The 14,195-nt window shown below is 60.4% G+C and carries 10 protein-coding genes and 1 pseudogene; 2 read left to right on the top strand and 9 right to left on the bottom strand.

Annotated features, from left to right (window positions below):
- Positions 1-133: 133 nt before the first annotated feature.
- The 6 genes and pseudogenes from BN2503_RS15075 to BN2503_RS19535 form a co-directional block, all read right to left on the bottom strand.
- Positions 134-499, bottom strand: a pseudogene (locus tag BN2503_RS15075) (EamA family transporter); the annotation flags it as partial.
- Positions 500-506: 7 nt separating this feature from the next.
- A complete protein-coding gene (locus tag BN2503_RS15080) occupies positions 507-902 on the bottom strand; it encodes a hypothetical protein (RefSeq protein WP_054257472.1) in 396 nt (131 codons plus the stop codon).
- Between the two features lie 102 nt (positions 903-1,004).
- Positions 1,005-4,151 (bottom strand): efflux RND transporter permease subunit, encoded by a 3,147-nt coding sequence (locus BN2503_RS15085; protein ID WP_054257473.1) that lies wholly within the window; start codon positions 4,149-4,151, stop codon positions 1,005-1,007.
- Between the two features lie 14 nt (positions 4,152-4,165).
- Positions 4,166-5,296, bottom strand: coding sequence for an efflux RND transporter periplasmic adaptor subunit (locus BN2503_RS15090; protein WP_175537966.1), 1,131 nt, complete (start codon positions 5,294-5,296; stop codon positions 4,166-4,168).
- Positions 5,297-5,328: 32 nt separating this feature from the next.
- Complete coding sequence (locus BN2503_RS15095; RefSeq protein ID WP_082366632.1) at positions 5,329-5,832, bottom strand: hypothetical protein; 504 nt, start codon at positions 5,830-5,832, stop codon at positions 5,329-5,331.
- A gap of 125 nt (positions 5,833-5,957) precedes the next feature.
- Positions 5,958-7,019: a TolC family protein gene (locus BN2503_RS19535; RefSeq protein ID WP_491893068.1), complete on the bottom strand. Its 1,062-nt coding sequence runs from the start codon at positions 7,017-7,019 to the stop codon at positions 5,958-5,960.
- A 554-nt stretch (positions 7,020-7,573) separates the two neighbouring features.
- Between BN2503_RS19535 and BN2503_RS20555 the strand changes: the two genes are divergently transcribed.
- Both BN2503_RS20555 and BN2503_RS15110 read left to right on the top strand, forming a co-directional pair.
- A complete protein-coding gene (locus BN2503_RS20555; protein WP_158447367.1) occupies positions 7,574-7,789 on the top strand; it encodes a hypothetical protein in 216 nt (71 codons plus the stop codon).
- A 102-nt stretch (positions 7,790-7,891) separates the two neighbouring features.
- Entirely contained in the window at positions 7,892-9,325 is a 1,434-nt protein-coding gene (locus BN2503_RS15110) for a Shedu immune nuclease family protein (protein WP_074930376.1), read from the top strand.
- Between the two features lie 87 nt (positions 9,326-9,412).
- Here BN2503_RS15110 and iteS read toward each other — a convergent pair whose 3' ends face one another.
- From iteS to BN2503_RS15125, 3 genes are all read right to left on the bottom strand, one after another.
- Positions 9,413-11,668 (bottom strand): S8 family anti-phage peptidase IteS, encoded by a 2,256-nt coding sequence (gene iteS, locus BN2503_RS15115; RefSeq protein ID WP_054257489.1) that lies wholly within the window; start codon positions 11,666-11,668, stop codon positions 9,413-9,415.
- Positions 11,637-12,800 carry an anti-phage ATPase IteA gene (gene iteA / locus BN2503_RS15120; RefSeq protein WP_054257478.1) on the bottom strand — a complete coding sequence of 388 codons (1,164 nt, stop codon included), beginning with the start codon at positions 12,798-12,800 and terminating at the stop codon, positions 11,637-11,639. The genes iteS and iteA overlap by 32 nt, the downstream gene beginning before the upstream one ends.
- Positions 12,801-12,928: 128 nt before the next feature.
- Positions 12,929-14,128 (bottom strand): tyrosine-type recombinase/integrase, encoded by a 1,200-nt coding sequence (locus tag BN2503_RS15125; RefSeq protein ID WP_054257479.1) that lies wholly within the window; start codon positions 14,126-14,128, stop codon positions 12,929-12,931.
- Between the last annotated feature and the right edge of the window lie 67 nt (positions 14,129-14,195).

Raw genomic sequence — 14,195 nt, forward strand, 5'->3', positions numbered from 1 at the left:
GGTTTGACGCCACGAATCGCAGATTTGAAAGTGAACAGGAAAGTCAATGAAATCAACGATCTACCAACACCACCTCCGCGCCAGTGCTAGCTTTTCGTACCGTCACTTATTGCACTGAAAACGAGGAGACCCCGTATAGCCACCAAGCAAGCGTTGCAGTGAACAGAGCCTCCAGAGTGAGCATGAGCGACGCGCTGGCACCGCTCGTGTGTTGCAACCCCCACGACAGGGCAACCGGGCCGAGGGCTGCTCCGAATCCGGCCATGGCGATGAGACGCCAGGTATCCGAACTCTGCAATCTTGCTTCTTGGGCGGCAGTCCGCAGAGACAAGACGCCTACCGCAGCGGCACCCGCGTACAGAAGCGCTGCCGTAGTAAACGCTCCGAGCCCTGCACCCAGCCGCTGGACGATGGGGGTACTGATGCCGAACAAGGCCGCCGCCAGCAAGGCCAGCAGGCCGCCTCGCAAAGCTGGCAGATGCAGGGATTGGAGCGCCATTGCTGCCTTACTTCACCGTGAACCGCACCGTGATGCTCTTCTTGCTGCCGGTCGTGAGCACCGCGACAGCCTTCGACCCTTTGGACAGGGTGACTCCCTTGGCCTCTAACTTGTTCGCACCTGCAGGTTTCAGGAGCGCTTCGGACTTATCCGCACCGTTGAGCACTGTCAGCTTGCCCTCGAACCGTGAAACATCCGCATCTTTGCCGTGGTCTTGGATGTAGATATTCGCGCCATCGGGTGTCGCGACTAACTCAAACGACAAATCGGCAGCGGTTTGCACGACTCCGCCATGCACAGGGGCGGCGGCACCATGGGCCATGGCAGCGGGCGCACTTGCCAAGGATGCCATCACGATGGTGGTGGCTGCCATCAGTTGGGAGAAGTTCGTTTTCATGATCATTTGGGTTGCCTTTCGTTGAGTTTGTTTCAATAGAGCGCTTCAAAAGGCAGCGCTCCGAGGCCTCTTTCAAAAAGATGGAAGTAATACAGTCTCAGTGAGGGATCAATAGGCTTCTTGGTCCATCGGCTCGCTTTGGGTTTGAGCGCCGCCGCCTTCAATCAAGCGCCGGGTGGCACCTTCACCAAAAAGCCAGAACATCACGGGCGTCAGCAACGTGTCCAGCAAGGTCGAACTGACGAGTCCACCAAAAATCACGACCGCCACCGGATGCAGGATTTCTTTACCAGGTGCGTCGGCCGCCAACAGTAGCGGGGTCAGCGCAAAGGCAGCCACCAGCGCCGTCATGAGCACCGGGGTCAACCGTTCCAGCGAGCCGCGCACGATCATGGGTTGGCCGAAGGCCTCTCCCTCGAACTTGCACAGGTTGATGTAGTGGCTGACCTTCAAAATCCCATTGCGCGTGGCGATACCCGCCAGCGTGATGAAACCCACCATGGAGGCCACCGACAGGCTCACCCCCGCCAGCCACATCGCAGCCACGCTGCCGATCAGCGCAAGCGGAATATTGGCCATGATGATCCCGGCCAGCACGGCCGACTTGTAGCGTCCATATAAAACGAGAAAGATCATCGCTAAGGACACAAACGACAGACCGACGATCAATTGCATCGCCTGCTCTTGAGCCTGGAACTGGCCTTCCAAGCTCAGGAAGGTCCCAGGCGGCAATGGCGTCTTGGCCATCACTGCCCGAATGTCACCGATGACGCGGCCCATGTCGGAGCCGTCCGTGTTGGCATAAACGACGATGCGGCGACGACCGTTCTCTCGGCCAATCTGGTTGGGTCCATCGGTTTCCTGGACCGTGGCGATGGCGGACACCGGTATCTGTCCCGCAGGCGTGTCGATCAGCGTGCGTGCCAGATCCTGAGGACTGCGTTTGTCATCGGGCAGGCGCAGCACCAGTTCATACCGGCGCAGGCCGTCAACGATTTGCGCACCATGGGCACCATCTGTAAGAGCCTGTAGGACCCGCACCGCCTCGCCAGGAGACAGCCCAACCTGCGCGGCCTTGCGGTGGTCCAGCCGTACCGTGATCTGGGGGATCAGCACCTGCTTTTCCACGGTCAGATCCACCAGCCCTGGAACGCCCGAGAGTCCCTGGCGCATCTGCTCGGCCAGGCCCCGTAGGGTGTCCGTGTCATCGCCGAAGATCTTGAGCGCTATCTGCGCCCGCACCCCTGACAAGAGGTGATCCAGGCGGTGGGAGATAGGCTGGCCAATGGCCACCTGGGCTGGAAGGACGGCCAAACGGGCACGGATGTCTGCCATCACGGCCTCGCGGTCCCGGGCGGACCGCTTCAGGTCCACATCGATCTCGGCCGAATGCACGCCTTCTGCATGCTCATCCAGCTCGGCGCGTCCCGTCCGGCGCCCCACCTGGGTGACCTCGGGGACCTCTGCGATCAGCGTCTCCGCCAACGCGCCCATGCGATTGGCTTCCGCCAGCGCAGTGCCTGGGTTGAACACCATGCCAAGCACCAGCGAGCCCTCATTGAACGCCGGAAGAAAGGCGCGCGGGAAAAACGGGACACTGGCCGCCGCTGCCGCCACCGCCAGTGCGGCGACAGCCATCAGCGACTTGGCGCGAGAAAACGACCAGCTGAGCACTTGCGCATCCCGCCGCTTGAGCCAGGCGACCAGGGTGCTGTCACCATGGTCCAACCGTTTCATCCCCGGCAATAGGTAAAGGCACAGCACGGGCGTAACCGTCATTGAGACCAGCATCGATGCCAGCACCGACACGATATAGGCGATGCCCAGGGGCGTGAACAGGCGACCCTCGATGCCCGGCAGCGCAAACAGCGGCACAAACACCAGCACCACGATGGCGGTGGCGTAGACGATGCCCGAGCGGACTTCCACGCTTGCCCGACGCACGACCTCCAGCATGGACAGTGGATTGCCCTGGGCACGGTTCTGCTTCAGCCTGCGCAGGATGTTCTCCACATCCACCACCGCATCGTCTACCAGCTCGCCAATGGCAATCGCCAGGCCTCCCAGGGTCATGACGTTGATGGACTGATCCAGCAGCCGGAACACCATGGCTGTTACGGCCAGCGACAAGGGTATCGCCACGAGCGAGATCAAAGTGGTTCGCGCGGACAACAGGAAGGCGAACAACACGATGGCCACCATGATGGCGCCGTCCCGCAAGGCCTCGGTCACGTTGCCGATGGACGCCTCGATGAAGTCAGCCTGGCGAAACAACACTTTCGGAGCAGCCAACCCCACGGGCAGCCCCTGCTTAAGATCCCCCAATGCCGCTTCGATGGCGTGGGTGAGCTTGACGGTATCGGCCGCAGGCTGCTTCTGCACACTGACGATGACGGCAGGCACGCCGCTGTATCCGGCGTCGCCGCGCTTCATGGCTGCAGCGAACCGGACATTGGCCACCTGTTCCAGCAAGATGGCCCGGCCGTCCTTCCAGGCTACGGCCACGCCCTGCAGGTCTTCGACACGGCTGGTGCGGCCAATGTGGCGAATGAGAAATTCACGGCTGTTGAGGTCGATGAAGCCACCTCCCGCATTCCCTGCAAAACCTCGAAGGGCCTGCTCGATCTGCGTCAATGTCACCCCGAACTGCGCCATGCGCGCGGTATCAGGCTCCACCCGCAACTGGCGTACTTCGCCGCCGATGGGGATGACCTGAGACACCCCTGGAATCGACAGCAGTCTTGGGCGCAGCACGAAGTCCGCGTACTCACGGGCCTGCATGGGTGTCGCTGCGGCGGCCTTACCATCGCCTGCTGCCAACGGCAGTGCGATGAGCATGACTTCGCCCATGATGGAAGACACTGGCCCCATGACGGGCGTGATGCCCCCTGGGAGTTGCTCCCGCACCAGTGCCAGGCGCTCCGCAACGAGCTGGCGGTTGCGGTAGATGTCCGTCCCCCAATCGAACTCGGCATAGAGGATGGACAGGCCCACCCCTGACGTGGAGCGCACGCGCGTGACCCCCGGCATGCCGTTGAGCGCGGTCTCCAGAGGGAAGGTCACCAGTTGCTCGACTTCTTCGGGTGCCATACCTCCTGCTTCCGTCAAGACGGTGACCAGGGGTTTGTTGAGGTCAGGAAACACATCGACTGGCGTGCGCCATGCGGTGATAGCCCCGTAGACCATCAGCAGCGCCGCGACCGCCAGGACGAACAGGCGGTTGTGAAGGCTGTTCCTTACGATCCAATTGAACATTGCGTGGGCTCCGTTCAGCGGATCTGTGCGATCAGCGGTGCACCTTGCACCACCACGCGGTTGTCAGCGCCCAGGCCCTGCGTGACGACCACAGTGGCGGCGTCCAGAGACCGGTACTGTACCGGCTGGGGAATGTAGCGCTCTGCGCCGGACTTGATCCAGACCACCGGTTCGTTGGCACTGTTGCGCACGACGGCCTGCGCAGGCAGGACGTAGCCTTTGACCTGCTCGTTCAGCGAGGCCACGACGGTGACAGGCTGTCCGACCGCCAGCGGCAAAGCCTTGCCCGATTGCTCCGGGACCGCCCTGAAGGTCATTGGCAGCACGCCATCGCGCAGGCTGCGCGCAGCGCCGATCAGCTGCAACTTGACGCCAGGCACCCCCTGCAAGTGGGCTGTACCCGTGCGTGCGGGCAAGCCAGGATCTGCCGTAGTGGCCTCCACCAGCACGCGTGCAGGGTCAATCACCTCGAACAACACTTCGCGGGCCTCAACCACCTGGCCTTTGGTCGCATCAGCCCTTGCAATCACCCCGGAGACGGGGGCCAGCAAGGCCTCTCGTGCAGCCAGACTCGCGCCAATGCTTTTTTCGCGCGCGCTGAGGCTCTGCAGCTCAGCACGTGCCGCCTCGATCTCCTTGCGTGGCACCGTGCCCTCGAGGGACTGCAGCCGCTGCACACGCTGTGCAGCCAGTTCTCGGCCACTACGCAACTCTGCCAATTGGGCTTGCTGGTTTGCCAAGGCATAGGGCTCTGCGTGGTGAGCCACATAGGCCAGCACCTCCCCCTGGCGCACGGTCTGGCCAGCGGCCGGTAGCCCGCGAGGGGCCGCTTCGATGCGGCCCCCATGGATTGCCTGAACCCGACCGCTCGCATTGGGGTCCACTACCACCCGGCCCGACAACTCGATGGTGGCTGCGGCCTGGGTTTCCGGTGTCAACTGCGTGCGGATGCCCAAGCGCCGTTGGGCGAGCATCGGAACGTTGACACTACCGTCTGGCAACCGCATCAAACCGGATGCGTTGACCGCCGTGGGGGCGTCCAGATGCTCACCGTTCGGGCCATGGGCACCCGGCGCTGCAACGGCAACAGGTGGGAACATCGCCGCGATGCACGTGATGACACTCAAGCCGAAAACATGGAGCATGCTGGTTGCCTTGGTTTTTTGCGTCGATGAGTTCACAGCGCACCTCCTTTAGAGGACGTACCTGCAGCCTTTGGCGTGCGACCAAAGAACCAACCGACCGCCGCCAGGACGACCAGGGCCAGAGCCAGCCAGACCGTTCGGGAGGGCCCATGGGCGTGACCGTCGTCGTGGGAGTGGCCATGGTCATCGAGCGCGGCGCCCGCGACCTTGAGGTTGCCGTCTAGAAGATCGGAGTCATTGCCCGCCAGTACGGTGACCACCATGGGGTGGTCACCGGGCGCCGCCAGGGCCTTGAGCATGTTGGCATCGTCGATGGCGTAGTCGCCCATGTCCGCATGGAACTTGGCAGGGGCCTTGAGATTGCCCGTCTCTACTTCGACCGTGGCGTTGAGCACAGGTTCGTTGGTGGCAAAGCGGTTGATCAGGATGGACAACTCTCCGCCCTGCAGTCGGCCCACCAACTCGAAGGCTTCCGAGCGAGCCTCAAAGCTGGGTACGGTGCCGCTTTGGGCCCCAGCTTGAGCGGGGGCATCCAAGTGCTCGCCATTGGGACCGTGCGCACCTGGAGCGGCATAGCTGGGTGTTCCGGCAAGCACCAGCAAGGCCAAGCCTGTTCCCAGCAATGAGAGGCGGCAACGAGAGGGGAATAGATTCAAGAGATTCATGGAAGGATTCCGAGAGATTGCTGGAAGCGGGCGCGGGCCAAGCCCAGAGCCACTTGCTGGCGCGCGAAGCTGGTGTCGGCCTGGGTAGCTGCAGCGAGCGCGCGCAACAACTCCGGCAGCGGTGTTTCTCCAGCTTTGAAAGACCGATCAATGAGCGTGGCACGCTCCCGCAGGAGTGCCGAGCGCTGGCGCTCTGCCTCCAGTTGCTGCTCGGCCGTGTGCACCGCAGCCTGCGCCATCGCTGCGTCAGCAGCCAGCCGCTCCTCGGTTCGCTGTTTCGTGGTCAGCGCTACGTCCAGCTCACTCAGTGCGGCAGCTTGCAGCGGTTGGTTGCGGCTCGCTGTGCCCAGGGGAATGCGCACGCCGACGCCGATGCTGTTTTGAGCCGACTCACCCCGCCCGGGGGTGTCTTGTCGGATGCGCAGCAAGAGCTCTGGAGGGTCGCGCCGCGTGGCGGCCACCACGTCCAGCCGCTTGCGAGCGCGCTCAACCGTCAGTGCAGCGACACGCGCATCGGGGTGCGTTTCAACGGCGAAGTGCCCCCCGCCTGGTGAAACTGCAGCACCATCAGAAACTGGGACAGACGGGAGATCAGGCGCCAGGGCTATGCCCGTCAGGGTTGTCCATTGAGACAGGCTGGCGCTCAGACGCTGCCGTGCAGCCATCTGTGCAGATTGCGCAGCCAGCGCTTCGGATTGAGCGACAAGCGCATCCGCATGGGCCAGATCACCCGCTTTGACGCGGCGGCGTACGTCGTTGGATATCTCCTGCAGAGATCGCACCTGGGCATCCGCCAGGTCGGACTCGGCCTTTTGCGCGGCAATGCCCCAGGCGGCTTCCCGCACCAATCCCGCGAAATGCAGGCGCCCCGCTTGAACGGCAGCCTGTGACAGCTCTACGTCGGCATCCACAGCAGCGCCGCGTGCATTGCGCTGCCCCGGCAACCACAGCGGCCACGCCAGGCCGGCCTCGGCCTCTCTGCGTCCCGCCGAAGTTTGCCAGCGGTCATCCCTGTAGGAAAACTCCAGTGCTGGGGGGGCCGCCCAAAGGCTGGAGATTGCTACCCGTTCAGCAGCAGCCCGCTGTGTCTGACCTTCTGCTTCTCTCGCCTGCGTGGTGCGCTGCCATGCAGACTCGACAGCTTGTGCCAGTGTGGGAGCCACGGGCGATGCCGTGGCTGAAAGTGATGGGGCGGTATTGGACTGCGCAACCGCAGCGCCACCGAGGACGCAGCTCAAAGCACAGCCTGCGGCACAACGCACCGCAAGCCTGGAAATAACAAAACGCACGTGATTCCTGACCGATCAAAGGCGGCTAACCAGGATCGTTGACGCATCAGCGCCTGATCAAAGCAGTACCGCACCGATGAACAACCCCGCTTTCGTGTGGAAAGCGCGGCGCTAAGGGTGGATCAGGAAATCAGTCGGGGAGGTCGTCGTAAACCGTCCAGATGAGGGGACGGGCTGACGGATTCGGCGGTCACGGCCGGTGGGGGCGAGCGGTCGAGAAGAAGCGACAGCTGGGGGAAGTGGAAAAGTGCTGCGGTCCCTGGGCCTGCCTCCGCCAGCATGTGCTGGATGGACTCCTGGGAATCGTCTTGGTACGCCACACCGTGTTCATCATGGTGGTGGGCGGAGCCTTCCAGATGCATTTCTGCATGCGCAGCCTGGAAAGCTCCCTCGTGGTCGAAAACGACCAACTGACGGGCCGTTGCAAAGGCCTGACAGAAGAAGGAGAGCAGCAGGATGACTGCGAGCAGCCGGCGCATGTATTAAAGAGCTTGCAGGTAAAACTAGCACGCGATCATAGCGACACCGAGTGGATGTGAACTGAAACCCACATGAAACGCGGGCCTTGCTCCCGGACTTTGACCACTAACATCAGCACCTGTGATGAGGACCAATTCAAGAATGATCAGGAGGGACACGGTATGGATACAGATACGAGCGAGGACGCTGGAGGTCCTGCAATTCTGAGTGGTAACGAAGTCATGGAGGCTCAATTCAAGGTTCACGACGCGACTGAAAAAGGTGAGCCGGCTAAGAAGCTGTACCTCAAGACGTTCGAGCTGATTGACCGAGACATTCTTCTTTGGCAAGAGCGCCCTGAATCTGAATGGCCCTTGTTGGCAACGATCCTTCCAAACAGCATCGTCATGTATCCAATACATGCGAACCCGCACACAAAACGCTATCTCACACCGAAACACGGCCGTTTCAAGACCGTGATTTACGAAGATGACGCGGATGGCACGTTGCCAAACGATCCACAAGACGTGGCGGCGCACGTGGCGTTGAGACTGGCATCCAACATTTTTGATCAACCCAGTGAAGGGCTTGGCCTCATCAAGGATCTTGATTCGGTTTGGCAGTCGTTATCGTTGATACCGCAGGCTGACGTCCTTGTGATCGGCAAAAAGATCCGACTACGCTTGGACGGACGGACGGTGTTCATCGACCAGAACAAAGTGGATAGCCTGCGCAGGGCCTTCAACCGGACTAAAACTAGGGGACGGCAACTCATTCAGCATTCCAAGCACAGCTTGGTACATGACCAGGTGCTCGCAGAGATCGCCCCTGACAGGTTCCAGCGGATTGAGCGCAAAGCACCGCCATTGGTGCAGGTACGAAGAGAGAACGCAGTTCAGACCGCGTATCGCGAGCGCGCGGAGCGGCGCGCTAGCATTCAATCCGTACAAACGCAGGTCGATGTGCTGGCTGCCGAGGCGCCTTCTGAGTTACTGAGACTGCACGCGGAAATCGAAAGAGCTACGCTGACCGCCATGATTGGGCAGTACCGGGAAATGCTCAACAAGAGCCTCAAGGAAGCACAGTGGCAACGCTTCTTTGAGAAACACAAGTTCGTCCTGAGCCTGGCTTTCGCTCGGCCCGTCGAGCTGTCTCACACCCAGTTTCACGCCCAAGGATCTACGCTTGCGGGAACGGGAGCACAGATTGGTGACTTTCTATTCAGAGAGCAAGGCCTGGCGCTCGCCATTGTGGAAATCAAAACTCCAGATGCTCCCTTGATGCGTTCCCGAGCCTATAGGCCACCGAATGTATTTGGACCAGACTCGGAGCTGAGCGGCGCTATCACGCAAGTGTTGCATCAGCAAAGCGAGTTGCGCATGCGATGGAAGGAACACGCCTTTGACAATCCGACCTTGCGTTCCTCCCGAGCAGATGTCGTCAGATGCATAGTGCTCGCTGGACGCCGGCCAGTAGAAGAGAAAGAACTGCGTTGCTTTGAGGTGTTCCGCAACGCCTGTAAGGATGTGGAGGTGATCACCTTTGACGAACTGCTGGTCAAGCTTGAATACCTGCAGCAGCATCTGCAGCCAACTCTGGACGACGTACCGTTTTAGGGCTTCGCGTTCAGTGCTCGATCCTGGCGAGTGATCGCGGTACAAAGCCGCCCGAATACACCATGCCCTCAATGCGCAGCCGACTGGTCACACCTGAACGGGAACTCTGACAGGCAAATGCTGGCGGACCCAATTGGATTGAACCAGAGCACGCACCCCGTCGGCATGAACTTGGCGGTTGGCGTCGAGTGAACGTAGGCTTACGACAAGGGCGACATTCAAGGGTTCGGCCAAAGGTGGCTCGTTAGCCCGCAGTAACGCGTCTAGTTGGATGGCCCACTGATCACCTGCCACCCCTTGCGGGAATTTCTTGCGGTGCAGTTTGACCGGAGACCATTTGCCGCCGTGCTCGATTTGAGCGGCTTCGTAACCAGTGGTCCCCGCTTCACCCTCCATGGGAACCTTTCCGGAAATCCGCGAGCCATCCAGCACACCAAAACTCACGTTGACATTGGCACGTACGTACTCGGCCCCGGCATTGGGGTCCAACGGTGGCGAGTAGGCAGCAGTGATGATCACCTCGGCCCTGAGCTTTCCGTTGTGCATCAACGAGGCGGGGATGGGATAAGGAGTTTTGCGCCATTTGAAGCCAGGCACCACCAACGCTTCAAACATCATCGTGAAGCAGTCATCGCTGTCATAAAGGGCGGACAACGCGTCTTGCGGAATACCGCACCCATAGTAGCGCCTTTCTAGAGCGCCATAGTCTGGAGAAGCCAAGCGCGCAGCATGGATCAGCAGTGCCTTCACCATGTGAGGAGCGACTGCTACGTCGGGATTTCCATCGAGGCTTTGCCACACGTGACCGGCCACCGAACTCACAATCGGCGTGGCGAAGCTTGTTCCGAAACTGCCGTACAGCGCGTCAAAAGGGTGGAGCATTTGCAAGCTGCTCGGTCCAGCGTCCCACTGTTCATGCACACCACCTCCAGCGTGGACTAAATCCGGTTTGGGTGTAAATACAGGCCCCGGGCCCCGACGGGAGTAAGGCGCAGGATGGCCTGCTGCCACCATCGCACCGGGCGAATCGAGATGCGCAACGGCACCGACCGTGAGGGCGCGCACGGAGTCGCCCGGACTGCTCAGCCGGTCCTCAAGATGCAGGTCGGCGACTGGCCAGCCTCGGCGAGGCAAGCCTGTATAGTTCCCAGCTGCGACCACGAAGAGGACCTGATGTTCATCGCTCAGCGCATCCAATTGTTGCGCAAAGTAGCTGAACTCATGGTCCCCAATCTGAGCACCTCCCAGGGAGAGGTTCCATACCTTCACATGAGGCGCATTGCGAACCGCTTCCGCAAGGCGAACTATCAGATCCGTCGTGTTGCCTCCAGCCGCCTCCAATCCGCATGTGTCGTGCACTTGGCACCTTGTGGTTGGAAGCCATGCATGGTCCCCGTTGAGGATCTTGGCGCCAGCTACCAGTGACGCGACAGCCGTTCCATGTACATAGTCTGTGTCCGGAGGGAGCACGTACGAAGTCGTGGAAGCGATCCACGGCCTCAGACTCGTCGCGCTGGCGGCAGTCCCGGTATCGAAGACGCCCACGACAGGATGCTCGACACCGGCTGGCGGCTGCGGCAGCGGACCAGGACCAATGCCGAAGGCAGCCGCACTGGTATGTATTCTCGGTTCGGGAAAGATGGATCTCAGACCCGGAAACATGCTCAGCGCTTCCATCGCCTGATCACCGATTGCAGCCAGGTCAACGCGCATGACAGGAGGGCCCCAACGCTGAGGGATCTCCACTGAATGTATGTTGTGTTGCAGCAGAACGGCGCGCAACGCATCCACGTTGCGTGCCGTAGCGTCCGCTGCATGGTAGCGAAATAGGCTCAGCAACACTCGACCACGAGCGCGCAATGCTGCAACCGTGCCCACCATGCGGCGCGTTTTGTCCCAAGCGTGAATTTTCTCAATCGCGGAGAGGTTGGCCTTGATCTGCTGCGTCTCGCGGGTACGGATAACCCGGGCGAGTGCCTGGACGCTAGCTGCGTTTGCAGCAACCAGCATCTCCTCGATACGTCCGACACCGGCAGGTTGGAGACCAGCTTCTGCTGCCAGAGTATTTGGTCGGTGGGATTTTGCGATCGCGGTGTCTCGCAACTTGAGAATCAGCACCCCTGGCGAGTGCGGATAGCGCTCAATCTCCGGGCGTAGCGCACTGGCAGCATTTTCCAATGTGCCCACGAGCGCTTCGCGGTACTCTGCTGTTACGGGGACCAGTTCCCGGAGGCTGCCACCGCCGTTTTCTGGTGCGGAAAGATCCGCATTTTGAAAGGGAATCCGATGAAACGGATTGGTACTTTGCGCGCTAAGTGGCGCTTTCATCTCCTTGGTCGCCATGGCCATCCTCCTCCTCGATTGCATTTCTTATCTGTCGCTGCGACACCCCGTAAGCAGCGGCCAGTACCCTCTGAGAAAAGAACCTGGGATGCCAACGGCGCAGCCATTGGATCTCCGATTTCAAACTATGCAGGCGCTGACCTTCCATCATCGCCATCATCAATCCAAGCCGGCGAAACACCTCTGTCTCCTCGACCTGCGGTTTAGCGGCAAGAATAGCCGCCCGCTTGGCATCCAAACATACTTGCTCAATGGCGGCGCCTGAAAGTCCTGACGAGCGCTGAGCCAGTTGGTCAACGCTCAACTGGGAAGGTACATAAGCTCCGAGGAACTGAGCCCATAGCTGCTCTCGCAATTCCTGATCCGGCATCGGCATGGCGAGCCGGAACGTAAAGCGTCTCCAGATGGCGTAGTCGAGGAGCTGATCGTGATTGGTCGCAGCCAAGAGAATGGTCTCGTCAGGTAGCGCATCAATGTTTTGCAACAGGGCAATCACCACGCGCTGAAGCTCACCCACATCACGCTCGTTGCCGCGTGCGGTCGCTAGCGCGTCGAACTCATCAAGGAAAAGGACGCAAGGAACCTCCTGCGCGTAGTCGAATACGCGTCGAAGGTTGCGGCTGGTCTGCCCCAGTAAACTGCTGATCAAGGTATCGCAACGTACCGTCAGAAGGGGCAGATGCAGTTGGGCAGCGATCCACCTGGCTGTCTGGGTTTTGCCAGTACCAGGAGGGCCATGCATCACCAAACGATGGGGCTGCGAAACCCCGGCCGCCTGCAGCTTGTCATGGTGCAAAACCGACGAAAGGAATTCCTGCAGTCTTGCTTGAAGTCCACTTGGCAGCAGCAACTGGACTTCGCCGACGGAAGGACGACTGACATCTACCGTGTTCAAGCGACTGTCGCCATCCACAGGAAGTCCGCCCAACGACCCAGGGGCTTGTGCGCCGCGCTGCGCTGAAATGAGCGCAGCGGGCACACGCGCTAAACGCTCACGGATGGCGGACGCTTCGCGACGGCTGCCACTGCGTTCGAGCTTGTCTGCCAGAAGGCCCGCATAGTTCGCAGCCATGCTTTGGTTGGACTTCAGGGCGCCATCCAGGATCTTGAGGACTTCAGAAAGGTGTTCCACGGGTCAACATCGTTAATGATTCAGTTTAGTGGAAAATTGAATCACCATGGGCGCCATCTGCTACGCACAGAGACATTTTCATTCGCCATATGAAAAAAATGATCCGCATTCATGTAAGCGAGTGAATCTCACGGGTGCATCCACCCGAGCTTGTGCTCTTTAGAGGTCTGGTCGTGCCGTTTATCGTCTTCCGTGTGGATGTAGATGCTTGTAGTGGCAATGTTGGCATGGCCCAGGTTGTCGCGCACAGCCTTCAAATCCATGTTGTCACTCTGATGGGTGCCTGCTGTATGCCGCATCCAGTGCGCAGAGGCTTTCTCCACATGAGCCGCAGTCGCCTCGTGATCGGGTCCGAGGGCGCGCAAGCGCGTCGCGGTCTCGCGAAACACGTTCTTGATGAGTTCGTGGACGGCACTACGTCCCATAGGTTTAGCTCCTCCAATCAGCGGCAAGAGTAGAGGCAGCGGGTCCCCCTCGCGCGGAAGTGGCGGTAACCCGTTCGCGCTGCGGTATCTCATCAGTTCCAAGACCAACTCATCCGTGGCAGGAATGCTCCGATCTTTTTCTCCCTTGCCGCGCACTGCAAGCCACCAACGCTCTTTGCCATCGGCGCCCCTTCGCCAGTAAAAGTCCCCCATGGTGTGATCGCAAACCTCTGAAATCCGAAGTCCTGCGATGTACAGCAATGAGAACAGCCAGCGGTAGCGAGCCGCCTGTGATGCTAAGCGCGGTGTTGCCGTAGGAAGCATCTGAATCGTTGTACGCACTTGGGCCCAATGTTCGTGCGGCAGGAAGCGGCTCGTCTTAGTCGCCCCAACGACTGTCTTGCGACGCCTAAGGGCAAGGGGATTTCCCGCCAAGTACCCCGCCTGAACCAGCCAGTTGAACAGGCCGTTAAGAATCGAGAGTGCTTGGCGCTGGCTCTGCCGGTCCAGCGGCTTGGCGAAAGGACGCCAGTTGGGCGAGGACCTGGGTGCCTTCTGGGCGACTTGCATGACCCAGCGGTCGGCCGGCTGTGGGTCTCCAAGGAAGCTCTCGTATGCGAGGAAGTCCTCATGGGTCAGATCGGACAGGGCCTTACCGTGCTGGTGCACGCACCAGAGCAACAGCCTTTCCGCCTCCTTGCGGTAGCTGGCCAGCGTGGCCGGGGAATCCCTGTAGCGCGCGAGCCAGGCCAAAACCGCAGTACGGTCGTCATTGGCTGCGACTTGGGGTAGACCCTGCCCCCGATTGCGCCCCCGCTCGCCTGACAGGTGAAGGGGTAGCACCAAGCCCTCCAAAGGCTCAATATGCGCCAAAACGGCTGGTGCGACGATCAAACTGCTCATGAGCCAAATTTTATGGACATTAGAGTAATTATGTCCAGAGATAGGAAATTAAATCACTGATTCATAC

The sequence above is a fragment of the Paenacidovorax caeni genome, from assembly GCF_001298675.1.
GTDB lineage: Bacteria > Pseudomonadota > Gammaproteobacteria > Burkholderiales > Burkholderiaceae_C > Paenacidovorax > Paenacidovorax caeni.

What these genes read in the sequence shown, in the direction of transcription:
- BN2503_RS15090 (WP_175537966.1), bottom strand. Translation starts at nt 5,296, where the DNA reads ATGCTCCATGTTTTCGGCTTGAGTGTCATCACGTGCATCGCGGCGATG.
- BN2503_RS15125 (WP_054257479.1), bottom strand. Translation starts at nt 14,128, where the DNA reads ATGAGCAGTTTGATCGTCGCACCAGCCGTTTTGGCGCATATTGAGCCT.
- BN2503_RS15110 (WP_074930376.1), top strand. Translation starts at nt 7,892, where the DNA reads ATGGATACAGATACGAGCGAGGACGCTGGAGGTCCTGCAATTCTGAGT.
- BN2503_RS15085 (WP_054257473.1), bottom strand. Translation starts at nt 4,151, where the DNA reads ATGTTCAATTGGATCGTAAGGAACAGCCTTCACAACCGCCTGTTCGTC.
- BN2503_RS15080 (WP_054257472.1), bottom strand. Translation starts at nt 902, where the DNA reads ATGATCATGAAAACGAACTTCTCCCAACTGATGGCAGCCACCACCATC.
- iteS (WP_054257489.1), bottom strand. Translation starts at nt 11,668, where the DNA reads ATGGCGACCAAGGAGATGAAAGCGCCACTTAGCGCGCAAAGTACCAAT.